This is a genomic window from Pectobacterium parmentieri (assembly GCF_001742145.1).
In the GTDB taxonomy this organism is placed as follows: Bacteria; Pseudomonadota; Gammaproteobacteria; order Enterobacterales; family Enterobacteriaceae; genus Pectobacterium; species Pectobacterium parmentieri.
Map to the genome: position 1 here is coordinate 1,074,939 of NZ_CP015749.1, position 25,365 is coordinate 1,100,303.

19 protein-coding genes, 1 other RNA gene and 1 pseudogene are annotated in these 25,365 nt (G+C 51.9%); 8 read left to right on the top strand and 13 right to left on the bottom strand.

The window, feature by feature from the left end:
- Nucleotides 1–19: 19 nt before the first annotated feature.
- Nucleotides 20–1,843 (bottom strand): phosphogluconate dehydratase, encoded by a 1,824-nt coding sequence (gene edd, locus A8F97_RS04780; RefSeq protein ID WP_033071668.1) that lies wholly within the window; start codon nt 1,841–1,843, stop codon nt 20–22.
- Nucleotides 1,844–2,871: 1,028 nt separating this feature from the next.
- On the opposite strand from edd, the gene gntR reads away from it, so the two are divergent.
- Nucleotides 2,872–3,867 carry a gluconate operon transcriptional repressor GntR gene (gntR, locus tag A8F97_RS04785; RefSeq protein ID WP_025918578.1) on the top strand — a complete coding sequence of 332 codons (996 nt, stop codon included), beginning with the start codon at nt 2,872–2,874 and terminating at the stop codon, nt 3,865–3,867.
- A 3-nt stretch (nt 3,868–3,870) separates the two neighbouring features.
- On the opposite strand, the gene A8F97_RS04790 is transcribed toward gntR, so the two are convergent.
- Nucleotides 3,871–4,398: a gluconokinase gene (locus A8F97_RS04790; RefSeq protein WP_014700383.1), complete on the bottom strand. Its 528-nt coding sequence runs from the start codon at nt 4,396–4,398 to the stop codon at nt 3,871–3,873.
- 296 nt (nt 4,399–4,694) lie between these two features.
- Between A8F97_RS04790 and gntT the strand changes: the two genes are divergently transcribed.
- Nucleotides 4,695–6,029: a gluconate transporter gene (gntT, locus tag A8F97_RS04795; RefSeq protein WP_011093411.1), complete on the top strand. Its 1,335-nt coding sequence runs from the start codon at nt 4,695–4,697 to the stop codon at nt 6,027–6,029.
- 73 nt (nt 6,030–6,102) lie between these two features.
- On the opposite strand, the pseudogene A8F97_RS22960 reads toward gntT, so the two are convergent.
- Nucleotides 6,103–6,231: pseudogene (locus tag A8F97_RS22960) on the bottom strand (IS3 family transposase); the annotation flags it as partial.
- Between the two features lie 183 nt (nt 6,232–6,414).
- Here A8F97_RS22960 and A8F97_RS04800 point away from each other — a divergent pair.
- Together A8F97_RS04800 and A8F97_RS04805 are read left to right on the top strand one after the other, a co-directional pair.
- Nucleotides 6,415–7,140 carry an EAL domain-containing protein gene (locus tag A8F97_RS04800; RefSeq protein WP_014700382.1) on the top strand — a complete coding sequence of 242 codons (726 nt, stop codon included), beginning with the start codon at nt 6,415–6,417 and terminating at the stop codon, nt 7,138–7,140.
- A 171-nt stretch (nt 7,141–7,311) separates the two neighbouring features.
- Nucleotides 7,312–8,763, top strand: a complete 1,452-nt coding sequence (locus tag A8F97_RS04805) for a protein adenylyltransferase SelO (protein ID WP_033071667.1) — start codon at nt 7,312–7,314, stop codon at nt 8,761–8,763.
- Between the two features lie 20 nt (nt 8,764–8,783).
- On the opposite strand, the gene A8F97_RS04810 is transcribed toward A8F97_RS04805, so the two are convergent.
- The 6 genes from A8F97_RS04810 to ppsR form a co-directional block, all read right to left on the bottom strand.
- Nucleotides 8,784–9,581 (bottom strand): heme ABC transporter ATP-binding protein, encoded by a 798-nt coding sequence (locus A8F97_RS04810; protein WP_014700380.1) that lies wholly within the window; start codon nt 9,579–9,581, stop codon nt 8,784–8,786.
- Nucleotides 9,574–10,578, bottom strand: a complete 1,005-nt coding sequence (locus tag A8F97_RS04815; RefSeq protein ID WP_014700379.1) for a FecCD family ABC transporter permease — start codon at nt 10,576–10,578, stop codon at nt 9,574–9,576. The genes A8F97_RS04810 and A8F97_RS04815 overlap by 8 nt, the downstream gene beginning before the upstream one ends.
- On the bottom strand, nt 10,575–11,393 hold the full coding sequence (locus tag A8F97_RS04820; RefSeq protein ID WP_033071666.1) for a heme/hemin ABC transporter substrate-binding protein: 819 nt from the start codon (nt 11,391–11,393) through the stop codon (nt 10,575–10,577). Before A8F97_RS04820 ends, A8F97_RS04815 begins: the two co-directional genes overlap by 4 nt.
- Nucleotides 11,390–12,439, bottom strand: a complete 1,050-nt coding sequence (locus tag A8F97_RS04825) for a hemin-degrading factor (protein WP_015730713.1) — start codon at nt 12,437–12,439, stop codon at nt 11,390–11,392. Before A8F97_RS04825 ends, A8F97_RS04820 begins: the two co-directional genes overlap by 4 nt.
- Nucleotides 12,440–12,648: 209 nt before the next feature.
- Nucleotides 12,649–13,695 carry a 3-deoxy-7-phosphoheptulonate synthase gene (locus A8F97_RS04830; RefSeq protein WP_033071665.1) on the bottom strand — a complete coding sequence of 349 codons (1,047 nt, stop codon included), beginning with the start codon at nt 13,693–13,695 and terminating at the stop codon, nt 12,649–12,651.
- Between the two features lie 193 nt (nt 13,696–13,888).
- Entirely contained in the window at nt 13,889–14,710 is an 822-nt protein-coding gene (ppsR, locus tag A8F97_RS04835) for a posphoenolpyruvate synthetase regulatory kinase/phosphorylase PpsR (RefSeq protein ID WP_033071664.1), read from the bottom strand.
- Nucleotides 14,711–15,010: 300 nt separating this feature from the next.
- Here ppsR and ppsA point away from each other — a divergent pair, with 300 nt between their 5' ends.
- Entirely contained in the window at nt 15,011–17,389 is a 2,379-nt protein-coding gene (gene ppsA / locus A8F97_RS04840; RefSeq protein ID WP_014700374.1) for a phosphoenolpyruvate synthase, read from the top strand.
- 170 nt (nt 17,390–17,559) lie between these two features.
- Here ppsA and apbE read toward each other — a convergent pair whose 3' ends face one another.
- The 3 genes from apbE to ydiK all read right to left on the bottom strand — a co-directional run bounded on the left by apbE (nt 17,560) and on the right by ydiK (nt 20,202).
- Nucleotides 17,560–18,606, bottom strand: a complete 1,047-nt coding sequence (apbE, locus tag A8F97_RS04845) for an FAD:protein FMN transferase ApbE (RefSeq protein ID WP_033071663.1) — start codon at nt 18,604–18,606, stop codon at nt 17,560–17,562.
- A 91-nt stretch (nt 18,607–18,697) separates the two neighbouring features.
- Nucleotides 18,698–18,809: antisense sRNA RprA (rprA, locus tag A8F97_RS04850), an RNA gene on the bottom strand.
- 283 nt (nt 18,810–19,092) lie between these two features.
- Nucleotides 19,093–20,202 (bottom strand): AI-2E family transporter YdiK, encoded by a 1,110-nt coding sequence (gene ydiK, locus A8F97_RS04855; protein WP_015730711.1) that lies wholly within the window; start codon nt 20,200–20,202, stop codon nt 19,093–19,095.
- 417 nt (nt 20,203–20,619) lie between these two features.
- On the opposite strand from ydiK, the gene ydiJ reads away from it, so the two are divergent.
- Nucleotides 20,620–23,673, top strand: a complete 3,054-nt coding sequence (gene ydiJ / locus A8F97_RS04860; RefSeq protein WP_033071662.1) for a D-2-hydroxyglutarate dehydrogenase YdiJ — start codon at nt 20,620–20,622, stop codon at nt 23,671–23,673.
- Nucleotides 23,673–24,089, top strand: a complete 417-nt coding sequence (locus A8F97_RS04865; protein WP_033071661.1) for a hotdog fold thioesterase — start codon at nt 23,673–23,675, stop codon at nt 24,087–24,089. The genes ydiJ and A8F97_RS04865 overlap by 1 nt, the downstream gene beginning before the upstream one ends.
- A gap of 63 nt (nt 24,090–24,152) precedes the next feature.
- Here the strand turns inward: A8F97_RS04865 and A8F97_RS04870 are convergent, their stop codons facing one another.
- The gene (locus tag A8F97_RS04870; RefSeq protein WP_005970399.1) at nt 24,153–24,554 is read right to left on the bottom strand and encodes a hypothetical protein; all 402 of its coding nucleotides are present in this window, start codon (nt 24,552–24,554) and stop codon (nt 24,153–24,155) included.
- A gap of 426 nt (nt 24,555–24,980) precedes the next feature.
- On the opposite strand from A8F97_RS04870, the gene sufA reads away from it, so the two are divergent.
- Nucleotides 24,981–25,352: a Fe-S cluster assembly scaffold SufA gene (gene sufA, locus A8F97_RS04875; RefSeq protein WP_005970398.1), complete on the top strand. Its 372-nt coding sequence runs from the start codon at nt 24,981–24,983 to the stop codon at nt 25,350–25,352.
- The last annotated feature ends 13 nt before the right edge of the window (nt 25,353–25,365 follow it).

A 25,365-nucleotide genomic window follows, 5' to 3' on the forward strand; every position in this document is an offset into this window, starting at 1 on the left:
TGTGTAGCTCCCTGTTGAGTCAGTGCGCGTAACGGTCGGGGATCGCACTGGCTCCCTGTTCTGCACCGGTAATGTTCTCACGCAAGGCGGTAAACAACTCTCGCCCCATACCTACGTGGGATGCGGATAAATCCGGTTGTTCGGGATGGCGCTGTGCCAGTTCGGCTTCATCGACCAACAGGCTGATTTCGCCGCTGATACCGTCAACGCGGATCATATCGCCATCCTGGACTTTTGCCAGCAACCCCCCGACGTAGGCCTCCGGTGTGACATGGATAGCAGCAGGCACCTTGCCAGATGCGCCTGATAAGCGGCCATCCGTCACCAGCGCGATGTTGATGCCTTTATCCATCAAGACGCCGAGCGGTGGCATCAGTTTGTGCAGTTCCGGCATGCCTATCGCTCTCGGCCCCTGATAACGCACGACAACGACACAATCGTTGTCCAGCCGACCGGCTTTAAAGGCGGCATCGACATCATTTTGATCGTTGAAGACCACGGCAGGTGCGACGATAGTTTGTCTTTCACTCGGCACAGCAGAGGTTTTCATCACCGCGCGGCCCAGATTGCCGGAAAGCACCTTGGTGCCGCCGTGTTTGGCGAACGGGGCTTCCAGCGTGGCAATCACATCGGCATCCAGCGATATCTGTGGCCCCTCGCGATAGACCAGTTTACCCTCTTCCAGAAACGGTTCCTGGGTGTAACGGTGCAGGCCAAAACCTGCTACGGTGTGAACGTCTTCGTGCAGCAAGCCACCGCGCAGTAATTCCCGCACCAACAGTGATACGCCGCCTGCGGCCTGAAAATAGTTGATGTCGCCAGGGCCGTTAGGGTAAATGCGACACAGCAGTGGCACGACTTCGGATAGTTCAGAGAAATCATCCCAAGTGACAGTAAAACCGGCCGCTTTCGCCATTGCCACCAGATGCATGGTGTGGTTAGTGGAGCCACCGGTTGCCAGCAGAGCGACGATACCGTTGACGATCACTTTTTCGTCCACCAATTTGCCTACAGGTAGGTAATCTCCCGCACTTTCTGTCATTCGTGTGACCTGACGTGCAGCGGCTTCAGTTAACACATCGCGCAACGGAATATCCGGGTAGATAAAAGAGGAACCGGGCAGATGCAGCCCCATGATCTCCATGACCATCTGGTTCGAATTGGCCGTACCGTAAAAGGTACAAGTGCCGGCACCGTGGTAAGCGCTGGCTTCCGATTCCAGCAGCGCATCACGGCCCACTTTCCCTTCGGCATACAGTTGGCGGATACGCACTTTCTCTTTATTGGAAATGCCTGTGCGCATCGGACCTGCGGGCACAAAAACCGCAGGCAAGTGGCCAAAAGAGAGTGCGGCAATAAACAACCCAGGGACAATCTTGTCGCATACGCCTAAAAAGAGTGCGCCATCAAACATATTGTGTGACAACCCGATCGCTGCTGACATCGCGATCAGATCGCGGCTGAACAGTGAAAGTTCCATGCCATCTTGCCCCTGTGTCACGCCGTCGCACATGGCCGGTACACCGCCTGCTACCTGGCCGACAGCACCGATGGCGTGCAACGCCTTTTTGATCAGTTCTGGGTAACGTTCGTAAGGTTGATGGGCAGAGAGCATGTCGTTATAGGACGTAATAATGCCGATGTTGCTTTTGATCATGTTCTTTAGATCGGCTTTATCTTCTGGCGAGCAAGCGGCGAAGCCGTGCGCCAGATTGCCGCAGGCAAGCTCGGAGCGGTGTACGGTTTTATTTTTGGCTAATGCAATCCGTGCCAGATAACGGCTACGTTCAGCCTGAGAACGAGACAGGATATTCTGGGTGACGCGTGCAACAATAGGATTCATGCTATGCCCCATGTGTTTAACATTGATGCTTTGCTTAATTAAAATTGGACGCCAATGACGTCGAAAGAAATAATGTGGCTACTGCGGCTATCGGGCGTTTTTATTATTTTTTAAGATGATAAATACCCTCGTGCAAATAAACGCACGATACGAGATCGTCAATAAATAAAGTGCCCTCTAATACGGTGTATACCGTAAAACAGCGTGGGCGTATTCAGGGCGGCGAATAGGGTTATCGCAACCTTACTTGATTCAGACTTTCATCTTTGCCGCTAATCGTTCTCTCCAATAGGCCATTCATCAGGACGTCCTGACGGTGCTAAGACCACTATATACTCAAATGATACCGGTAACAATGAGTTTTATGATGGCGCTTTACTCGATTCAGCCAAGGTGGAAATTATTTTGTGATAAAGATCACGTTGTGATGTGTGCTAGTGAGAAAGACGCAAAATGTGCTACATCAGGATATCATCGCGATGGGGGGTAATATTTAAAATAATAATGGAAAAAATAAAAAATAGTTTGTTTTTTTAATGCCATTTTATGGCTAGGTATTATTTAAGGTTAAAGAATGAAAAATAGAAGTTAACTAATGTGTAGCGGAATGTTTTTTTACAAAGCGCTGCGTTGAATATTTTTTATGGATGTTAATGTGCCTGGAATAATGACATTTTTTAAATGAACAATAAGAATCTATCTCATTAGGGCTACTTCATTTGCCATTTTGAACCTGGGCAGCGATCGCACAAACGCCATTGCGTTTGAACCCCGTTGGGCCGGACTAGCGTCCGTTCAACATGCGTTACATGTTGTCTGCGCGCTGTCCGAGTCCAAACTGGCTGCACCAATAACGCCTACTGAGATAGGTTCTAGGGGGAAGGGGGGGTTTGTCATTATTAATCATTTAATTGTTATGTAGGGTCGGGTTGTGAACGGGTTGCCATCGTGTCACCTCCGTACACAGACAGCGTTGGTTTTCTTTGTTACACTAGAGTACCGGCCAACAATATTTCAATTGATTGAAAATGAAGAAGAAAAGACCAGGCTTACAAGATGTGGCCAACTGTGTAGGCGTCACTAAAATGACGATTAGCCGCTATTTACGCGATCCGCAGAAGGTATCGGCGACGCTACGCGACAGAATTGCCGCTGCGCTGGATGAATTGGGGTACATACCCAACCGGGCACCGGAGATTTTATCGAATGCCACTAGCCGAGCGATTGGCGTTCTGCTTCCTTCATTGACCAATCAGGTGTTTGCTGAAGTATTGCGCGGCATTGAGCGCGTGACGGATGCGCATGGCTACCAGACGATGCTGGCGCACTATGGCTACCATGCCGAGCGTGAAGAGATGCGCTTGACGTCACTGCTTTCCTACAACATTGATGGACTGATCCTTTCTGAGCGTTCTCACACGGAACGCACGCGCAAGATGATTGAAGTGGCCGGCATTCCGGTGATTGAAATCATGGACAGCGAGTCCCCCTGTATCGATCTGGCCGTGGGTTTTAACAATTTTGAAGCCGCCTACCAGATGACGCAGGTACTGCTGGCGCGTGGGCACCGTTTTCCGGTTTATCTCGGCTCGCGTCTGGATGAACGTACCCTGATTAAAATGCAAGGGTATGAACAGGCGATGCGTGAGGCCGGGCTGGTGCCGCGTGATGTCAGCACCGATCGCCCCTCGTCTTACAGTCTGGGTGGCGAACTGATGAAAGAAGCGCTCGAGCGTTATCCGGAAACCGACAGCCTGTTTTGCACCAACGATGATATCGCCATTGGTGCCGCCTTCGAGTGCCAACGGCAAGGGTTACACATCCCCGATCAAATGGCGATCGCGGGCTTTCACGGACACGATATTGGCCAGTCGATGGAACCTAAGCTGGCCAGCGTGTTGACGCCGCGTGAAAGAATGGGGCAGGTGGCGGCAGAGCGACTGTTGTCCCGGTTGCGCGGGGAAATTGTTACCCCGCAACGATTGGACTTGGGCTTCACCATCCTGCACGGCGGCAGTATTTGAACCCTAGCGGCGAGAGACAACGCCCGCATTGCGCAATGCTGCCAGGCCACGCGCAACTACTTCATTAAAGTCGCCATCGATGTCGATGCTGACCACGTCAGTTTCATCAGCGGCCGGTTCTTCCAGCGCGTCGAATTGGCTTTTGAGCAGGTCGGTTGGCATGAAATGCCCAGCGCGCGCCTTGAGACGTTCCAGAATGACGTCAAAGCTACCTTTCATATAAAGGAACAGCATTTCTGGGTTGTCTTCACGCAGACGATCGCGATAGCGGCGTTTTAAGGAAGAGCAGACGATCAGGCCCACTTCGTTCTTATGGCGCAGGCTGTAGGCGGCATCATTGAGACGCTCAAGCCACGGCGCACGATCGTTATCATCTAATGGCTGGCCGCTGGCCATTTTTTGAATGTTGGCGCGCGGGTGTAGATCGTCGCCGTCGATGAATTTAGCGCCCAGCGAACTCGCGATGGCAGCCCCCACACTGGATTTACCACACCCAGATACGCCCATGATGATGATGCTTTGTCCTGCCATAGTTTGATCTCTATCTCAAAATGAATATTTAAGCTTGCTTGGTAGTTTCGCATTTTATCACGTTACCGGTATCATGATACCGGTAACAAGTAGGGGTGTGACAAAAATCACAAATTACCGATGGCATAATAGAGGGCGTGAAGTACAACTCCAGCATGCCAGGCTTTGGCTCCTAAAGCTCGGTAGCAAGCGCTACCAGGTAATAAAAAGAACGCTATCTTGAAGTCAACGTAGCTTTTATAGATCTGACTGTAATAGCGACAGCATCTGTACGATTCCTATATCGGAGAATTATTATGCCATTAATCATTGTAGCAATTGGGGTTGCCCTACTGCTGCTGCTGATGATCCGTTGTAAATTGAACGGGTTCATTTCATTGATTCTGGTGTCGCTGGCCGTCGGCTTGGCGTTGGGCTACACCACTCAGGGGGGATTTAACGTCAATGGTGTGATTACCTCTATCAAAAATGGGGTTGGCGGCACGCTGGGCAGCCTGGCCCTGATCATGGGGTTTGGCGCCATGTTGGGCAAACTGCTGGCAGATTGCGGCGGTGCGCAGCGTATTGCGACGACGCTTATCGATAAATTCGGTAAGGATCGCATCCAGTGGGCAGTGGTCTTAACCGGTTTTACTGTCGGCTTTGCGCTGTTTTATGAAGTTGGCTTTGTGTTGTTGTTGCCGCTGGTGTTTACCATTGCGGCCGCGGCGCAAATTCCATTGCTGTTTATCGGTGTACCGATGGCTGCCGCGTTATCAGTAACCCACGCGCTGTTGCCTCCGCATCCGGGCCCGACCGCTATCGCTATTCTGTTCAAAGCTGATATGGGTAAGACCCTGCTTTACGGCACCCTGATTGCTATCCCTACTGTGATTTTGGCAGGGCCGGTTTATGCGCGTTTCCTGAAAAGTATCGATAAACCCATTCCTGCCGGATTGCACAATCCGAAAGTGTTTGCCGACCACGAGATGCCGAGCTTTGGTATCAGCGTATTCACTACCCTGATCCCTGTTATTCTGATGACGGGTCGTGCAGTGGCAGAAATGACGCTGCAAAAAGGCCACCCGGTACTGGGTTACGCGGAGTTTTTGGGCGATCCGGTTATGGCGACCCTGATTTCCGTTATCGTGGCGATTTTTACCTTCGGGCTTAATCGCGGTCGTAGCATGGATCAGGTCATGGATACCGTTAGTGATTCCATCAAGATCATCGCCATGATGTTGATGGTTATTGGTGGTGGTGGTGCGTTCAAGCAAATTTTGGTGGACGGTGGCGTTGCGAAGTATATCGAAACGCTGATGGCGGGCAGTACGCTGTCGCCGTTGCTGATGGGATGGGCGATTGCTGCGGCATTGCGTCTGGCTCTGGGTTCAGCGACCGTTGCGGCCATGACCGCAGGCGGGATTGTTGCGCCGTTGCTGACCATCACTGGGGTGAGCCCTGAATTGATGGTGCTGGCAGTGGGTTCCGGCAGCGTGATTTTCTCTCACGTGAACGATCCAGGCTTCTGGCTGTTTAAAGAGTATTTCAACCTGACGATTGTCGAAACGATGAAGTCCTGGTCTGCGTTGGAAACCATTATTGCGGTGTGTGGCCTGATTGGCTGTCTGCTGCTGAATATGGTGATTTAAGTCCTGCTTTTCGGTTGCCCTCGTTCTTAGGGCAACCGAATCATGATCTTACCTGCGTAAAGTGGACGCCGCCTTAAGCGAGGTTCTGGTTTGCAAATTGCTCCTGGCTCAGGCCGCCATAGGTACTATGCCGACGCCCGCGGTTATAATCACACTCATGATAATTAAACACCGTCGTCCTCATCGCTTCCCGGTTGGCAAAACCTGATCTTTCAGGAAGTCATTGCACAACACACACCATTAAAGTCATTCGCAAGGTCGGACTCTGAATAGACTGGCGGCATGGCAGAAAAGTACTTTCCGTGCGGTATGCGAGAGAATGCTGTAGATTCACTTATAATAATAACGTAATGTGATTATTATTTCATCCCTGTAGTACAGGATCATGCGCATCCATCTGGCTGTTGATTACATTAGTGACTATGTTTTTTGGCCGATATTCAGGTTGGATGGAACATTACTGGCTGTTGAAATGATAAGTCATTTTAATGGACTTTCGGGCAAGTTGAGCATGCCTGCCGATATTCTCCTCACGCAGTTAAATTCGAGCCAGAAGCATGATTTTGTTCATGAACAATTGCTTTTTATTAAAGAAAAATCCGCATGGTTTATTGATAACCACGTTCAACTGGTGTTGAAGGTAGGTCGTGAAATAACAGAAATTTTAATTAAATCTGACGTACTGCGCGGTGAAATCAAGCGTCTCGATTTTGTCTTGTTGGAAATTAATGAATTTTTTCCACAGCTATCGCAGGGAAAAGAAAACGCAGCACTGCTGAATTTGAGTCAATCCTTTCCTTTGTGGCTGGATAATTTTGGTTCTGGAAAGACTACGCTTAAACCTTTACACGATGGGTTAGTGCGTGGTGTGAAGCTGGATCGCCAGTTTATTGGGCAGCTTTTATCGCGGCCAGCCAATACGCTGATGATAGAGCCGTTACTACGAACGATTAAAAACAGTTATTCGGGCATCAGTATCGTCGCCAAGGAAATTAATAATATGGCAATCCTGAATAAAATTGGGCAACTGAATATTGATGCTGTTCAAGGACAGATGTGGCCAGCCGTACATTTTGATGGGCTTAAACAGCGCATGGCACCGCTCGGCTGATATAACTGACCAGGGAGGATGCTGTCTGAATAGGGGCGTGAAATAATACCCCTGTGTTTCCTCCGTGTTAATTTCATTGCCATCCCTCTACACTTTCTCTATACCCGTTAGTCGTTGTGTCGTGAGCGTGTGGCTCTCTTCACCTGAACAGGGTGGCATTAGGGAGATAGGATGCAGCAAACACCGTTATTCAAAAATCACTACTTTCATCAACTGCCGGGTTTTTACACCGCGCTACCGCCGACGCCGTTGCATGGCGCTCGCCTGCTTTATCACAGCGAAGGCTTGGCCGCGGAGCTCGGCTTATCTTCCGACTGGTTTACGCCAGCACAGGATAATGTCTGGAGCGGTGAACGTTTGCTGCCGGGAATGGAGCCGCTGGCACAGGTGTATAGCGGCCATCAGTTTGGTATGTGGGCGGGCCAATTGGGTGACGGGCGCGGCATCTTGCTGGGGGAGCAGCAGTTGGCGGATGGACGTAGTGTGGACTGGCACCTGAAAGGCGCGGGGCTAACGCCGTATTCGCGCATGGGTGACGGTCGTGCCGTGCTGCGTTCGGTGATACGTGAATTTCTCGCCTCGGAAGCAATGCACTATCTGGGGATCCCCACCACACGGGCGTTGACGATTGTCACCAGCACACATCTGGTGCAGCGAGAGCAGGAAGAAAAGGGCGCTATGCTGCTGCGCGTGGCAGAGAGCCATGTACGCTTCGGTCATTTTGAACACTTCTACTACCGTCGTGAACCGGAAAAAGTGCGTCAGTTGGTGGAGTATGTGATTGCCCGTCATTGGCCGCAGTGGGAAAACGACGAACGCCGTTATGAACTGTGGTTTGGCGATGTGGTAGAACGTACCGCCCGGCTGATTACACACTGGCAGGCGGTTGGGTTCTCACACGGTGTCATGAACACGGACAATATGTCGATTCTGGGGCTGACCATCGACTACGGCCCTTATGGCTTTTTAGATGCCTATCAGCCGGACTTCATTTGCAATCATTCTGACCATCGCGGGCGTTACGCGTTTGACAATCAGCCAGCGGTTGGGCTGTGGAATCTGCATCGTCTGGCACAGGCGCTGTCGGGACTGATGGATACCGATACGCTGGAGCGTGCGCTTGCTCGCTATGAACCAGCACTGATGCAGCACTACGGCACGCTGATGCGTGCCAAGCTGGGTCTATTTACCGCGAGTCCCGACGATAATGATGTGCTGGCCGGACTATTGCGCCTGATGCAGAAAGAGGGCAGCGATTACACACGCACGTTCCGGCTGTTAGCGGACAGCGAAAAGCAGGCATCGCGTGCGTCGCTCCGTGATGAATTCATCGACAGGGCAGCATTTGATAACTGGTTTGCTACCTACCGCCAGAGGCTGATGCAGGAAGATCAGGGTGATGAAGAACGTCGTCGGCTGATGAATGCGACGAATCCAAAATATATTCTGCGTAATTATCTGGCGCAAATGGCGATTGAACGGGCGGAAAATGATGACATCAGCGTGCTTGCACGTCTGCATCAGGCGCTGTGTCGGCCGTTTGACGAACAGCCGGATAACAACGATTTGGCGGCATTACCGCCAGACTGGGGTAAGCATCTGGAGATATCCTGCTCCAGCTAAGCCGGAGCAGGGATGACAGACTATTGCCGCAGATAAACCTGTGGGATGGCGTAGTCAGGGTGCGAACCCACGCTAAGATCGGCGCGATACCAGTGGGCCAAGGTTTCTGCCTGTAGCACGTCTGCAGGCGAACCTTGTGCAACCAGCTTACCTTCGTGCAGCAGCAGAATGCGGTCGGCATACAGCGCCGCCAGATTCAGGTCGTGCAGGACACAGCACACGGCTAGCGGTTGTTCACGCGTGAGTTGCTTGAGCAGTCGCAAGAGGTGCTGCTGATGATACAGATCCAGCGCCGAGGTCGGTTCATCGAGGAATAACCAGCCTGGCGTCGGTTCTGGATGCCACAGTTGTGCCAGCACACGAGCCAATTGTACCCGCTGTTGCTCTCCGCCGGAAAGATGGCGATAGTCGCGCGCCGCCAGCTCCAGACAGCCCGTTTGCGCCATAACCTGTTGAACAACGTCATCATTTTTTGAGTAACGCCCGTGGGGAGATCGTCCCATCGTGACGACATCCTGCACGCTAAACGCAAACGCCATGCCGCTATGCTGGCGCATCACCGCCCGCGTTTTTGCCAGTGCGCCGGGTTGCCAGTGCGAAAAGGGGTGTCCGGCTAACAGGCATTCGCCCTCATCGGGTGTTAAATAACCGGTCAGTAATCGGAGCAGAGTGGATTTCCCTGCGCCGTTAGGACCGATAATCGCCACGATTTCCCCGCAATTCAGTTCCAGAGAAACATCATCGGTCAGATAGCGTCCGTTGGTCTGAAAACGCAAATGGTGGGCGACTAACGTTCGGTCAAGCGCTGAGTCAGTCATTGCCGCGTCCTTTATGCTGAACGATCAGCCATAAGAAATAGGGGCCGCCAATCAGGCTGCTTAATAACCCAACGGGCATTTCTGCCGGAGAAAGTAACGTGCGTGCCAACGTATCGGCAAACAGCAGCAGACAGGCACCGCCGAGGATAGATCCTGGGAGAAGCCAGCGATGATCGGCACCCAGGTGCATACGCATCAGGTGTGGGATGATAAGCCCGATAAACCCGATCACGCCGCTGACCGCTACCGCTACGCCAACCAGCAGTGAACTCAGCAACAGTAGCGTGTATTTGGTGTGCTTCACGTTAACGCCGAGGTAGTGCGCTTCTTCATCCCCTAACTGCAACAGATTCAGGCGGCGTGCATAGTACAACGTGGCGATCATCGCAGGAATTGTCAGCGTGCTGGCAACAAGCAGCATGGGCCACTGCGCTTGTCCGAGACTCCCCATGCCCCACAGTGAAAACTGGCGCAACTGCTGGTCGGTACTGAGGTAGGTCAAGACGCCGATGAAGGCAATACACAGCGCATTGAGCGCGATACCTGCCAGCAATAGCCGGGTTAACCCACCTTGTTCAGAACGGCTGAGGATGAAGATGATGGCGGTAATCGCCAAGCTACCCGCAAAAGCAGCGAACATCGGGCTGTAAAGCGCTAACAGAGGAGGCAGGCCGAGCGGTAGCACGATAGTCAGCGCTACGCAGAGGGCGGCACCGCTGCTGATACCCAGCAGGCCGGGGTCGGCGAGCGGATTACGAAACAGCCCTTGCATAATCGCGCCAGAACAGGCCAGCGCGCCGCCGACGAGTATCGCCAGCAGCACACGGGGAACGCGGATATTCAGCCAAATATGCCAGATAGGATCGTCAAACGGCGTTTGCCATAACATTTTTAGCGATAGGCTCAGCGCACCCATGTTAGCGGCACCAACCATCAGTGCCACCATCAGCAACAGCAGCGCGATCAACCAAGAGCGCGGATGAAACCGTAACGTCATTTTATCGCTTCGGCTGTCTGACGCAGCGTTGCCATCAGCGCCGGGGTTTCGAGCGTAAAGCCGAGCATCGCCATGTCATCGACGACCAACAGACGCTTGTGCTTACCGGCAGGCGTCAGTTCCAGACCGGGTAATTTCCAGACTTGTGCGTCACCGCCCAGCATTTTCAGGCCCTGACTAGAAATCAGAATCAGATCCGGTGCGCTGGCAATTACGCCTTCCTGCGACAGAGGCTGATAACGTTCAACGTTCTGCATGGCATTCTTCAACCCAGCGTGGCGAATAATCGTGTCCGCTGGGGTATTTTTGCCTGCTGCCATCGCGGTCATGCCGCCGTGGCTGAGAACGAACAGCACGTTAACCGGCAGCGGTGACGTTTTTACTGCCGCCAACTGCTGCTGATAGGTTTCTGTCAGTTTTTTACCTTCTGCGTCTTTTCCGAGCGTCTGCGCGATGGTCTCGATCTTCTTCGGTACGGCATCCAGCGATGGCTCGGCGGTCACATGAACTACTTTGGTGCCGCTGTCCGCAACCTGCTGCAAGATGAGCGATGGCTGAGACAGATCGCTGGCAACGACCAGAGAGGGTTTCATTGCCAGAATGCCTTCGGTGTTGAGTTGGCGCATATAGCCTACGTCAGGCAACGTTTTCACGGCTTCCGGGTGCAGACTGGTACTGTCGCGCGCAACCAGATCTTTCTCTGCGCCTAGCGCATAGATGATTTCCGTGACGTCGCCGCCAATAGACACAATTCGCTCGGCAGCAGACACCCCGAGAGGGAGTGTCAATAACAGGGGGAATAGCCAGTTTTTCATGCGGCAAGATCCTTATGCGGTTTCAGGGTATCGATCTGGTCGCGCCACTGCTGTTGCTCCGGCGTACCTTCAGTACGTTGCCCAAAGAGTTGTGCAATTTGAGAGCCGTCTGCGGCATAGAGTTCGAGGCTGGTCACGATGCCGTCGGTGGTCGGTTTACGTGTGATCCAACTTTCAGCGATCGCGCCTTCGATCAAATGCAGCGTGAAATCTTTATTAAAGATATTAATCCATTCCGCGTGTTGTTCCATGCGCTCTACACGCTCAAGTGTCCCCGTGAAGATTTGCACACAGCCACGGTTACCGACAAATACCATGATCTCGTTCTGATCTTCACGTGCGGCAAACAGAATCTGTGACAGTGCATCATTTTCTACACGGTAGGCCAAATCGTCAGCGACCGAATTAAACGCCTGCTGACGCGTTAGATTATAACGCTTGAGCAGGATGAAGAAATCATGCACGTCCGTCATCGCACGCCAGTCTGCTTCAAACTGAGGATTGTGGGCGACGGCCTGCTCAGCGGCAGTGTTACTTGCTGGACGAAGTGCCAACGCCGGGTTTTCGCTGCTGGTAAATTTCTCAACGAATAGCTGCCAGGCGGCCATGTCCGTGGTGTCGGTCGTGTAGACCTTCAGAATGGCATCACCCTGATGATCGAAGAATTGAATGCTCTGGCGCTCACCGCGCGCGGTGTTTTCACGCAGTTCAAAAGCGGAAGCCCATTGAGAAAGGAACAAACGCAGATCCAACTCGCGCGGGTTGAGGATAAGACCGGCATGCCCGTCAAGCGTCTGGTTTTGATAGTAGCCGGTATGTTCATGCACGGCATACTCGTTGCGTGTGATCGACTTGGTATTACCAACCTGCTCCAGCGCACTGAGCCACACTTTGGCGTCACCCTGCAGGCGCTGCGCATCGTGTCCAACACGGGCGTGAGTCAACTCCGCTTCGCTGATGCCGAGCTGAGCCGCCAAATCGCGTGCGTATTTGCGCGGGTGTTCAACTTTAGCCTGGAGGTATTGTTGGTAAATGGACGTCTGCATCGGATTCCCTTAATCGTTGTCGTAAAGATTATAGCAATGAATGAGAATCATTTTCATGTAACAAAAACGCAACCTCAAGTGAAGTTTTCTTAATAAGTGGAATAAGCGGAATCGAGAGCGGAATTTATGTGCTGAGAGAGAGGTGACAGGAAATCAGAAAGACGGCTGGCACAGAACCGGGAGGGAGGAATGTGCCAGCGCGTATCGGGTTAAAAACGGCTGTCGACGGCGTTTGCCAAACGTGCCAGCAGCGTTTCGGTATCCTGCCAGCTTAGGCAAGGATCGGTAATGGATTGCCCATACGTCAACGCCAGAGGGTTGATCGCGGGTTGGTTGCCTTCAACTAAGAAACTTTCCGCCATGATGCCAGCAATAGCGCGTGAACCGTCGCGAATTTGCTGGCAAATATCATCGGCAACATCAAGCTGGCGGCGGTGTTGTTTCTGGCAGTTGGCATGGCTGAAATCGATCACCAACTGCTTGGGCAGAGAAAATTCGCTGAGATGTGCACAGGCGGCGGCGATATCTTCTGCATGGTAATTCGGCTTTTTCCCGCCGCGCATAATAATGTGGCCAAACGGGTTACCCTGCGTTTTGTAGACCGACATGAAGCCCTGTTTGTCCGGTGAGAGGAACATGTGCTGGGCGCGTGCGGCGCGGATCGCATCGACGGCGATACGCGTATTGCCATCCGTCCCGTTTTTGAAGCCAACAGGACAAGACAGCGCAGAGGCCATTTCACGGTGGATTTGGCTTTCGGTGGTTCTCGCACCAATCGCCCCCCAACTAATCAGATCGGCGATATATTGGCCAGTGACCATATCGAGGAATTCTGTCGCGGTCGGTAATCCAAGCTGATTGACGTCCAGCAGTAGGCGGCGAGCAATCTCTAATCCTTCATTCACCCGGAATGTGCCATTGAGCCCGGGATCGGAAATCAACCCCTTCCAGCCCACTACCGTGCGCGGTTTTTCAAAGTAAGTGCGCATGACGATTTCCAGCCGGTCCTGATACTGCGTGCGTAGCGCAACCAGACGGCGCGCATAATCCAAGGCGCTGTCGGTATCATGGATGGAACACGGGCCAATCACGACGAGTAAACGGGGATCGTGGCCGGTGAGAATGGCTTCAATTTTCTTGCGTGATGAGGTGACATTTTCGGCAACGGCTGGGGTAATCGGGAGCCTGGCGAGTAGCGTTTGGGGGGGAACCAGACTCTCGATGCGCGCGCTCCGCAGTTCATCGGTTTGTAGCATGTTTTATCTCTAAATACGGTCAAGCTGAAAACGTGTTGTCATCGAAAAAACGTGGATATGGCAGCATTTTCAGACAATGTTTTCAGCCAAATGGGTTGCTTCGCAGCGGCGAAATGCCGGGAAGTGATGGAGCACACAATAAACGAAATGACACACATTACAACCGTATCAGGGCAAAAAAATCCATCATGTACTAGTACATTCTTCGGCTCATGCCGAGGATGTCGATGATTTTGGCGGAGATTTCCTCGACGGAATAATTGGTGGTATTGAGATATTTAATCTGATGTTTGCGAAACAGCGCCTCAACTTCGCTGAGTTCCATACGGCACTGGCGCAGCGAAGCATAGCGACTGTTACCCCGGCGTTCTTCTCGAATTGCCGCTAGGCGTTCGGCATCAATGGTGAGCCCAAATAGCTTGTGCTGAAAGGGTCTTAGCGCATCCGGCAGGCGCAGGTTGTCCATATCATCGGCAATAAAAGGATAGTTGGCAGCGCGGATACCAAACTGCATTGCCAGATACAGGCTGGTCGGCGTTTTGCCACAGCGTGACACACCGAGCAGAATAACCTGAGCCTGATCGAGATTACGCAGCGAAATGCCGTCATCATGTGCCAGTGTGTAGTCGATAGCCGCGATACGCGCGTCGTATTTGCCCAGGTTGTTGGCTGTCAAACCGTGAGTGCGGTTGGCAACCGGCGTCGGCGGGATATTCAATTCTTCCTGCAAGGGGGCAACCAGCGCCTGTACAATATCCTGGCAAAACCCGTCACTGCTGGTAATAATGTTACGAACAGTGGGGGTAACGATGGAGTAAAACACCAGCGGGCGCACGCCGGTTTGCTGATACAACGTGTTGATCTGTTCACACACGGCTTTAGCGCGGGCTTCACTTTCAACGAAGGGTAAGGTATAGCTAACCGTGTTCACGGGGAATTGGGATAGCACCGCATGACCCAATACTTCAGCCGTAATTGCCGTACCGTCCGAGACATAAAATACGCTTCTTTCCACATAACCTCCTGATGATATTTCCGACAGCTCAAACACCTTAATCTCGTCAAAAATTGCGTTTTGGTAATACTTTTATTAAAACACTATTTCATTATCTTCATGATAAAGAATGCTAATCTTCTACGATATTGGATTTTTACTGTGTTAGGCAATCATTCGCCGTGAAATCAGTTTTTTTTCATAGGTTGATCGATTCACCTGTCCATGTTCATCAAAACGCTATGCTAACCTGATTGCGTTGAGGCGATTCTCAACCGAACTCTTCCATACCCTAATTGTATGCAGAAAGGATTATTTTCGATGTCCAATAACGGCCCTGATTTGCGTAATGTCCTTTGGTATAACCAGCTCGGTATGCACGACGTTGAAAGGGTAGGAGGCAAAAATGCCTCTCTGGGTGAAATGATCACCAACCTTTCAGATTTGGGCGTAGCCGTTCCCAACGGTTTTGCGACAACGGCGCAGGCGTTTAATGATTTTCTTAATCAAAGCGGGATCAACCAACGTATTTATGCGCTGCTCGATCGCACTGATATTGACGATCTGAGCCAACTGGCCAGCGCCGGTGCGCAAATTCGCCAGTGGATTATTGATACGCCGTTCCAGCCGGAACTGGAGAAGGCAATCAGTGATGCCTATCAGCAACTGGCCGATGGCGAAAAAGAGGCTTCATTTGCGGTGCGTTCTTCCGCCACGGCGGAAGATATGCCGGATGCGTCCTTTGCCGGCCAACAGGAAACCTTCCTGAACGTGCAGGGCATTGATGCGGTGATGGTCGCCGTGAAGCACGTATTTGCGTCGTTGTTTAACGATCGCGCGATCTCCTATCGCGTACATCAGGGGTATGACCACCGTGGCGTGGCGCTGTCGGCGGGCGTACAGCGTATGGTGCGATCCGATCTGGCTTCTGCGGGGGTGATGTTTACCATTGATACCGAATCCGGTTTTGATCAGGTGGTGTTCATCACCTCGGCTTACGGTTTGGGTGAAATGGTGGTGCAAGGGGCGGTGAACCCAGACGAATTCTATGTTCACAAGCCGACCTTGCAAAACAACAAGCCTGCGATCGTGCGCCGTAACATGGGATCGAAAAAAATCCGTATGGTTTATGCCGCGAGTCAGGAACATGGCAAGCAGGTGCGAATTGAAGATGTGCCAACAGAACAAACGGCGCGTTTTAGCCTGACGGATGACGAAGTTCAGGCGCTGGCGCGTCAGGCACTGCTGATTGAGAAACACTATGGTCGCCCGATGGACATCGAGTGGGCGAAAGATGGCCACACAGGCAAACTCTATATCGTGCAGGCGCGTCCGGAAACGGTACGTTCCAACGGTCAGGTCATGGAGCGCTATCACCTGCCAGCCAGCGGCACTGTGCTGGTGGAAGGGCGTGCGATCGGCCACCGTATCGGTGCAGGTGAAGTCAAAGTGATTCAGGACATCAGCGAGATGCATCTGATCAATGCGGGCGATGTGCTGGTGACCGACATGACCGACCCTGACTGGGAACCGATCATGAAGAAAGCGGCGGCGATTGTGACCAATCGCGGCGGACGTACCTGCCACGCGGCAATTATCGCGCGTGAGTTGGGCATCCCTGCCGTGGTGGGCTGTGGCGATGCGACCGAACGTTTGCGCAAGGGGCAGAAAGTGACGGTCTCCTGTGCGGAAGGCGACACGGGCTATGTGTACCAAGACCTGTTGGACTTCTCCGTGAAGAGTTCACAGATTGATGAAATGCCTGCATTGCCGCTGAAAATCATGATGAACGTGGGTAACCCTGACCGTGCGTTTGATTTTGCCTGTTTGCCAAACGATGGCGTCGGTCTGGCTCGTCTGGAATTCATCATCAACCGCATGATTGGCGTGCATCCGCGTGCGCTGCTGGAATTCGATCAGCAGACCCCAGAACTGCAACGTGAGATCAAAGCGCTGATGCAGGGCTTCGACGATCCGGTGGAATTCTACGTTGGTCGTCTGACGGAAGGGATCGCGACGCTGGCAGCGGCATTTGCACCGAAGCGCGTCATCGTCCGCCTGTCCGATTTTAAATCGAACGAGTACGCTAATCTGGTCGGTGGTGAGCGCTATGAGCCGGAAGAAGAGAACCCGATGCTGGGCTTCCGTGGTGCAGGTCGCTACGTATCACCGGACTTCAAAGCCTGTTTTGCGCTGGAGTGTGAAGCGGTCAAACGCGTGCGCAACGTGATGGGCCTGAAGAATGTAGAGATCATGATCCCGTTCGTTCGTACTGTGGCGCAAGCGGAAGCGGTGATTGCCGAACTGGCGAATCAGGGACTGCGCCGTGGTGAAGACGGCTTGAAAATCATCATGATGTGCGAAATTCCGTCCAATGCGTTATTGGCCGATGAATTCCTGCAACACTTTGATGGTTTTTCCATCGGTTCAAACGACATGACGCAATTAGCGCTGGGGCTGGATCGCGACTCCGGTGTGGTATCGGCACTGTTTGACGAACGCAACGATGCGGTGAAAGCACTACTGTCGATGGCGATTAAAGCGGCGAAGAAGCAGGGTAAATACGTCGGTATTTGTGGGCAAGGCCCATCAGACCACGAAGATTTTGCGATCTGGCTGATGGAACAGGGTATCGATAGCCTGTCGCTCAACCCGGACACCGTGGTGCAAACCTGGCTGAATCTGGCTGAGCACAAATAATTAGTACGGTGAAGACCATGACGCTCGGTAGCTACTGGGAGTCATGGTCGTTGATGATGTCAGATTTTAGGGGAAACACGGAGATGAGGTTCCCGCAGGGATGCCTCACTCCGTGGTCGCCCCGTGTATCTCGCTCTTGTCGCGATGGTGTTGTCATCAATCTTGGTGTTTTACGGTGCCGCAATCAGGAATGACTTAAATTGTGGCGTCATTACTGCGCTAAAGCCCTTATCCGTTTTGGTAATCAGATAAACTGCCAGCCCTTGCTGTTCCGCCAGCTTTAATGCTTTCTCCGTTCCCAGCACCATTAAGCCCGTATCCCAGCCATCTGCTTCCAGCGCGTTCGGCGCAATCACGGTGGCAGAAACCAACTGGTGGGTAATCGGCCTTCCGGTTTCGGGATCGATAACGTGAGAATAGCGCTTGCTGTCCTCCTCAAAGTAATTCCGATAGCTACCGGAGGTACTGATCGCATAACCCTGCAAATTCACCGCCGCCTGCGCCGCATTTTCCAGATCGGTTGGCTTCTGGATCGCCACGCGCCACGGCGTTCCTTCGGCATTAACGCCACGGCTGGAAATCGCGCCGCCGACAGAAACCAGATAATTGGTGATCCCTTTACGCGTCATCAATTGTGCGAGAACGTCTGCGCCGTAACCTTCACCCAACGTGGAAAGGTCGACATATAAATCAGGGAGATCTTTCTGAATCCACTCTCCTTTTTCATCGCCGATCAGTTTCAGATGGCGCAATCCGACGTTTTGTCGTGCTAAATCGATCTGCTGTTGACTGGGAATGCGTGTCGGCTGCTTCTGTGGGCCAAATCCCCAGAGGTTAACTAACGGACCAACGGTGATATCCATCGCACCGTGGGTGGCTTTACCGATGCGCAGCGCAGCCAGAATGATATCCGCCATGCCATTACTGATGGGCTGTGGTTCGGTTCCCCGATATTGATTAAAACGCGATAGCACGGAATCGTCACGGTAGGTGGAAATATCGTTATTGACCTGCTCCAGCAGCGCATCGATTTCCTGTTGCAGTTCTGTCTTATCTTCGGTGACGTTGCCGCTAATTTTTACGCTATAGAACGTCCCCATGGTTTTGCCTTCAATGGTCAATAAAGGGCGCTGTGTTATAGGCGTCGGGTTATCGCAGGCTGTCAGAAGGCTAAATAAGCCACAGAGTAGTAATCTCTTCGCGGCGAGAGGCGTCATGAAAAACTCCTGAAAAGCTGAACTGAAGGTAGGCTGACAGGAGAGTAACAAAAAAGGGATAAGGCGTAATGCAATGGAAGGGAAATGAAAGAAAAAAAAAGGCCCATCTCAGGGGATGGGCAAAGACTACACACAGCAATTCGTTACTAACTCTGACGAGGAGGAAACCTCATTGACAAACAGTAGGTTAATACTAGCTCCGGTATTTATCCTATGGATTATGCCTTATTCAGTCATTAAGAATCATCCTAATAGTTAATTATCTTTTAAGAATCGGCCCCTCGGAGTTTTTATATTGTCAATAATATTGATGCATTAGAGAAATGGTATCAAAATTTTTAGGACTAATCCCTAAGAATAGAGGGCTAATCATTAGCTATTTTTACCTATTGAAAAATAGATAAAGGAGTACTAACGACGAAACAGGGTTGAGTTCAAGGAAGGAATGGGCGGCCAGCACCGCCCACGAGAAGAAAAGGGAGGGGCTTACTGCGATGACTCTTTATTCGATGTATTAACGGAGAGGATGCTCTGTGGTTCGGGAATTTCGCGCATCCAGGCAAACAGCAGACGATAGGAAACGGCGAGGACGACCGGGCCAATAAATAGCCCTATCATGCCAAATGCCAGTAATCCACCAATTACACCGGAAAGAATCAGCAGCATCGGAAGATCGGCACCCATTCTGATCAGCATCGGACGAATCACGTTATCGATCGTTCCAACGACACAACTCCAGACCAGCAGGATGGTGCCCCAGGTATTATCGCCCGTCCAATACAGCCAGATAATGGCCGGAATAAGTACCAGAAGTGGCCCCAACTGCGCCAGACAGCACAGAAACATCAGAACGGTTAGTAGTGTGGTGTAGGGAATGCCCGATAGCCCCAGACCGATTCCGCCTAGCACTGATTGCACGATGGCCGTTACCACCACGCCCAGCGCAACGGCACGAATTGACTGCGCTGCCAGAATCACCGCCGCATCGCCGCGCTCCTGCCCCAACCGGATAGCGAAATGTCGCACGGCTTTCGCAACGGCTTCACCTTTGTAATACAGTAGGGCGCTGAAGATCAGCATTAGGGTGCAGTGCATCAGAAAGCGCCCAATATGGGCGGCCTGTGCAACCAGCCAGGTCGCAGTTTTACCAAAATAGGGCTGCACCTTGGCGAACAGACCGCTGCCGCCACTTTGCAACAGCGCCTGCCAACTGTTGAACAATTTTTCTCCCACTAAAGGGATCGACGTTAGCCACTCCAGCGTCGGTGGCGAAAAGTTTTCCTGTCTGGCTCCCCAACTCATTAGCGCCGAGCTGTTATCCACCACGCTACTGATGAGAACGGCAATCGGTACAATAAATAGCAGGATGAGCAGAAACGTCATGACGAGCACCGCCAGAGAACGCCGTCCCCATAGTAGCGCCTGAAATTTTATCAGCAGCGGCCAGGTAGCAATCACCACCATACACGCCCAGGCGAACCCCAAAATAAAAGGCTGTACCACCCAAAAACAGGCAATAATCATGATGGTAATAAACACCAGACTGAACAGGTTTCTGGCCAGGTCAAATCGTGGTGGTTGAGAGTATTTGCTCAACGAATCGTTCCTCAATAGCAAAAGAAAAGGCTGAAGGCGCGGTAGCTTGGGTGAAGTGATCTAATCACACGTCATCATGAGATATTTCCGGGTATTTTGACAGCCTGTTGAACATTTTGTTGGTGAAACAGCGGTTCGCCAACATGCTGTATGTTTTTGCCGTTCTGGGAGCGCACACGATTGCGAAATGTGATAAAACGTGATGTCCCCGATGAAAGGGCGGCTATAGCATAGCGGGTCACTTAAGTCCTATTTTAGGAGAAACACGGGGATGAGGTTCCCGCAGGGAGGCCTCGCCCCGTGGTCGCTCCGTGTAACTCGGTTCTTAACCGATCGACATTAGGCTATATACCACTCTTCACAGGCATATCACGACATATTGGCAAACATATCATGTACGGACAGGGTCAAAAAATAATGATCCCACAGATCACGCAATCTCCCGGGCTGGTCCAGCCGGTGCTTAATTTTCTGGAAGCATTAAAGAAAAACGGATTTACGGGCGATACGGCGACCAATTATGCCGATCGTCTGACGATGGCGACGGATAACAGTATCTATCAACTCTTGCCGGATGCGGTGGTTTTCCCCCGTTCAACCGCCGATGTAGCGATCCTATCGCGACTGGCAGGTGAGGAACGTTTTTCAGGGTTGACCTTTACCCCACGCGGCGGTGGGACAGGAACGAATGGGCAAGCGCTGAATCGCGGTATCGTGGTCGATATGTCGCGCTATATGAACCGTATTTTGGAAATCAACCCTGAACAGGGCTGGGTGCGCGTTGAGGCGGGTGTCATTAAAGATCAACTCAACCAGTACCTGAAACCTTATGGTTATTTCTTCGCACCTGAATTGTCGACCAGCAACCGGGCGACACTGGGTGGCATGATTAATACCGATGCGTCAGGGCAAGGCTCGCTGGTGTACGGTAAAACCTCAGACCATGTGTTGGGGCTGCGTGCGGTACTGCTAGGCGGCGAGATGCTGGATACGCAGGCGATGCCAGTCGAGCTTGCAGAGCAGTTGGCAGAAGAAGATTCCGCCATTGGCCGCATTTACCATACGGTGCTGCACCGCTGCCGCGAACAGCGTGCCTTGATTATCGACAAATTCCCTAAGCTGAACCGCTTTCTGACTGGTTATGATCTGCGTCATGTGTTCAGCGACGATCTGCGCACCTTTGACCTGACGCGCATTCTGACCGGAGCTGAAGGTACGCTGGCATTTATCACCGAAGCGAAGCTCGATATCACGCCGTTGCCGAAGAGCCGCCGTCTAGTGAATATCAAGTACGACTCCTTCAATTCAGCGTTGCGCAATGCGCCGTTCATGGTGGAAGCGAAAGCGCTATCCGTCGAAACGGTGGATTCCAAGGTACTAAACCTTGCCCGTGAAGATATCGTCTGGCATTCCGTCAGTGAACTGATTACCGATGTGCCTAACCAGGAAATGCTTGGCCTGAATATCGTTGAGTTTGCGGGTGATGATGAAGCGCTGATCAATGGGCAGGTGGAATCGCTCTGTCAGCGGTTGGATTCGCTGTTGGTTACCGGAGAGGGCGGGGTGATTGGCTATCAAACCTGTAACGACCTGGCCGGAATCGAACGTATTTATGCCATGCGTAAGAAAGCCGTCGGGCTGCTGGGCAACAGTAAAGGATTGGCCAAACCCATTCCGTTTGCGGAAGATACCTGCGTACCGCCACAACATCTGGCGGATTACATCGAAGAGTTCCGCGCACTGCTGGACAGCCACAATCTGACGTATGGCATGTTTGGTCATGTGGACGCAGGGGTACTGCACGTCCGTCCTGCTCTGGATATGTGCGACCCGCAGCAGGAAATGCTGATGAAACAGCTTTCCGATCAGATTGTCGCGCTGACGGCCAAATATGGCGGTCTGCTGTGGGGAGAACACGGTAAAGGCTTCCGCGCCGAATACAGCCCTGAATTCTTTGGACCGGAACTGTATACCGAGCTGCGCCGTATCAAGGCCGCATTCGACCCTGATAACCGGCTGAATCCTGGGAAAATTTGTGCGCCGCTGGATGTTGATGCACCGATGATGAAAGTCGATGCGGTCAAGCGTGGCACATTTGACCGCACGATCCCGCTGACGGTTCGCACTGCATTCCGTGGCGCAATGGAATGTAACGGCAATGGGCTGTGTTTTAACTTCGATGCGCGTAGCCCAATGTGCCCGTCGATGAAAATCAGCGGAAACCGAATTCATTCCCCGAAAGGACGTGCAACGCTGGTACGTGAATGGTTACGTCTGCTAGCGGAACAGGGCGTCGATCCGGTGGCGCTGGAGAACGCGTTACCACAGCAGAAGCTGAGCCTGCGCGCCTTTATCCAGAAAACCCGTAATACCTGGCAGGCGAAGCAAGGGGATTACGATTTCTCGCATGAGGTAAAAGAGGCGATGTCAGGCTGTCTGGCATGTAAAGCCTGTTCAACGCAGTGCCCTATCAAGATTGACGTGCCGGGCTTCCGTTCTCGCTTCCTGCAACTTTATCACACGCGCTATCTGCGTCCGGTTCGTGACTATCTGGTGGCTGGTGTTGAAGGCTATGCGCCGCTGATGGCACGCAGCCCGAAGATGTTTAACTTCTTCCTGAAAATGCCATTGCTGAATAACTTGAGCCGTAGCCAGATCGGCATGGTTGATTTGCCCTTGCTGTCATCACCGTCGCTGCGCCAGCAGTTTGCCGGGCATAACGGGGTTAACACCACGCTGGAACAGTTGGAACAGCTACCGGAGCAGGCGCGTCAGCAATACGTGTTAATCGTACAGGATCCGTTCACCAGCTATTACGATGCGCAGGTGGTAGCGGATTTCGTTCATCTGATCGAAAAACTGAAGCTGAAACCAGTGCTGCTGCCATTCTCGCCGAATGGGAAGGCGCAACACATTAAAGGCTTCTTACAGCGCTTTGCTAAAACCGCATCGAAGACGGCAGATTTCCTTAATCGCGTTGCCAAGCTTGGTATGCCGATGGTGGGGGTCGACCCAGCTCTGGTGCTGTGCTACCGCGACGAATACCGAGAAATTCTGGGTGAGAAACGTGGTGATTTTCGGGTGCAGCTAGTGCATGAATGGCTAGTGACGGCCCTAGCAGAAAATACGCCTCAACCTGCTACCGGCGAATCCTGGTATCTACTCGGTCACTGTACGGAAACGACCGCGTTGCCGATTAGTACGAAACAGTGGGCTGATATCTTCTCTCGCTTTGGCGCTAAACTGGAGAATATTAGCGTCGGATGTTGCGGCATGGCGGGAACTTACGGTCATGAAACCAAAAACCTCGCCAGCTCGCAGGGAATTTATGCGCTATCCTGGCAACAGGTGCTGCAGAAGTTACCGCAGAAACGCTGTCTGACCACCGGCTATTCGTGCCGTAGTCAGGTAAAACGTATGGAAGGTCGCGCATTACGCCATCCGTTACAGGCCTTACTGGAGATCCTCTGATGCTATGGAAAAGACAGGTTACGCTGGAGCAGCTTAACCAACAGAGCCAAGCGTGCATGGTCGGCCATATCGGTATTCGTTATACCTGCCTTACGGAGGATTCTCTGGAAGCGGTGATGCCCGTGGATTCACGCACGCGTCAGCCGTTTGGTTTGCTGCACGGCGGCGCTTCTGTCGTGCTGGCGGAATCGCTGGGTTCCGTCGCGGGCTATCTGTGTTCTGAGGGCGATCAGCAGGTGGTGGGGCTGGAAATCAATGCCAATCACTTGCGTGCGGTGCGTGAAGGCGAAGTCCGGGGAGTATGCCGTGCGCTTCACGTAGGTCGCCGTAGCCAGGTGTGGCAGATTGAGATTTTTGATAATCAGAACCGCCTGTGCTGCATTTCACGTCTGACGACGTCGGTGATTACGCCATAAAGCATGAAACGCCGGACCAGGCTGCAGGTCAGTCTGGTTCGGTTGCTTTGGGAAAATATTTTTTCAGGGTAGAAACGGTACGCGCTTAACGAAGTCCGTCTGAAAGGCGGTCGCTTTATCCCATGAGCCTTGCATGCTTAACTGATGGCAAATCGACTTCAGCGTGTTACGGGCAAAGTAGTAACTTTGCACTCGAAAGAGGTGGCAACGCCCTTCATTATTGATCTCTTTAATCAACCGATTGTGCAATTTGACCAGCGCGTGCAGATAGCTGTCGTCATCGCCATTTCTTAGGCAGAGTTCAACCATATCCATGCAGGCGTTATGAAAGCGACGTAAATGATCGATATTGCTTCCCGGACGGTTCAGGCGGGCTTCCGCCATATAGAAATCAACAGTGGCATCGCGAATCTGAAATTTATATTCGTCAATTTGGTGGTGCAGCCAGGCATTCACGGAAAGCATGGTCATCGATCCTGAATATCAAATGATAATCATTATCATATTGATAAAAAAGGCGGTGATCAATGGGCAAAACGTGCTTTAACATCAAAAGTACGATCGGAAATCACATAAATCTTCATATACCTTCCCTGTTTTATAAATAGGTATCACCGATAAATGTTATAATAATGATAACGAGATGATGATTTTTATCTGACCGAAAGGGATAACGGTCATGATATTAATCTGTTTTTTATCAATTGGTTAGTTTGTTTCTTGCTGTGTTATCTGGGGCATTTAAGACGTGTAAAATAGCGCTCTTGGCTCGCTAAAAAACCAAATGTTACGAATAGCCCTGCAAAACAAGAGGTTGAAGCTAGTTTCATTATCACTAACATTAGGGGAAACCAGCCTAAAACTGGTACCACACGCAATGAGGTATTCCATATGCAAGCGGAAAATGTAGGGACGTTTTCACTGGATGAAAATGTCTGGCAAGGACTGACGCTGACAGATAGTGCCGTGAAGCAGATTAAGAATCTGATGAAGCAGGATGAGGCCGTGCAAGGACTGCGGCTTGGCGTTAAACAATCAGGCTGTGCGGGATTTGGCTATGTGCTGGATCTGGTACAGGAGTTCGAAACCGACGACCTGGTGTTCGAACGTGATGGCGCAAAACTGTATGTCCCATTGAAAGCAATGCCTTTCATTGACGGCACAGAACTTGATTTCGTCCGTGAAGGGCTGAATCAGATATTCAAGTTTAATAATCCCAGAGCGCAGCATGCTTGTGGATGTGGCGAAAGCTTTGGCATTTAAGTGATGAAAAATT

Excerpts from the sequence above, each read along its gene's own strand:
- edd (WP_033071668.1), bottom strand. The coding sequence starts at position 1,843 with ATGAATCCTATTGTTGCACGCGTCACCCAGAATATCCTGTCTCGTTCT.
- gntR (WP_025918578.1), top strand. The coding sequence starts at position 2,872 with ATGAAGAAGAAAAGACCAGGCTTACAAGATGTGGCCAACTGTGTAGGC.
- A8F97_RS04790 (WP_014700383.1), bottom strand. The coding sequence starts at position 4,398 with ATGGCAGGACAAAGCATCATCATCATGGGCGTATCTGGGTGTGGTAAA.
- gntT (WP_011093411.1), top strand. The coding sequence starts at position 4,695 with ATGCCATTAATCATTGTAGCAATTGGGGTTGCCCTACTGCTGCTGCTG.
- A8F97_RS04800 (WP_014700382.1), top strand. The coding sequence starts at position 6,415 with ATGCGCATCCATCTGGCTGTTGATTACATTAGTGACTATGTTTTTTGG.
- A8F97_RS04805 (WP_033071667.1), top strand. The coding sequence starts at position 7,312 with ATGCAGCAAACACCGTTATTCAAAAATCACTACTTTCATCAACTGCCG.
- A8F97_RS04810 (WP_014700380.1), bottom strand. The coding sequence starts at position 9,581 with ATGACTGACTCAGCGCTTGACCGAACGTTAGTCGCCCACCATTTGCGT.
- A8F97_RS04815 (WP_014700379.1), bottom strand. The coding sequence starts at position 10,578 with ATGACGTTACGGTTTCATCCGCGCTCTTGGTTGATCGCGCTGCTGTTG.
- A8F97_RS04820 (WP_033071666.1), bottom strand. The coding sequence starts at position 11,393 with ATGAAAAACTGGCTATTCCCCCTGTTATTGACACTCCCTCTCGGGGTG.
- A8F97_RS04825 (WP_015730713.1), bottom strand. The coding sequence starts at position 12,439 with ATGCAGACGTCCATTTACCAACAATACCTCCAGGCTAAAGTTGAACAC.
- A8F97_RS04830 (WP_033071665.1), bottom strand. The coding sequence starts at position 13,695 with ATGCTACAAACCGATGAACTGCGGAGCGCGCGCATCGAGAGTCTGGTT.
- ppsA (WP_014700374.1), top strand. The coding sequence starts at position 15,011 with ATGTCCAATAACGGCCCTGATTTGCGTAATGTCCTTTGGTATAACCAG.
- apbE (WP_033071663.1), bottom strand. The coding sequence starts at position 18,606 with ATGACGCCTCTCGCCGCGAAGAGATTACTACTCTGTGGCTTATTTAGC.
- ydiJ (WP_033071662.1), top strand. The coding sequence starts at position 20,620 with ATGATCCCACAGATCACGCAATCTCCCGGGCTGGTCCAGCCGGTGCTT.
- A8F97_RS04865 (WP_033071661.1), top strand. The coding sequence starts at position 23,673 with ATGCTATGGAAAAGACAGGTTACGCTGGAGCAGCTTAACCAACAGAGC.
- A8F97_RS04870 (WP_005970399.1), bottom strand. The coding sequence starts at position 24,554 with ATGCTTTCCGTGAATGCCTGGCTGCACCACCAAATTGACGAATATAAA.
- sufA (WP_005970398.1), top strand. The coding sequence starts at position 24,981 with ATGCAAGCGGAAAATGTAGGGACGTTTTCACTGGATGAAAATGTCTGG.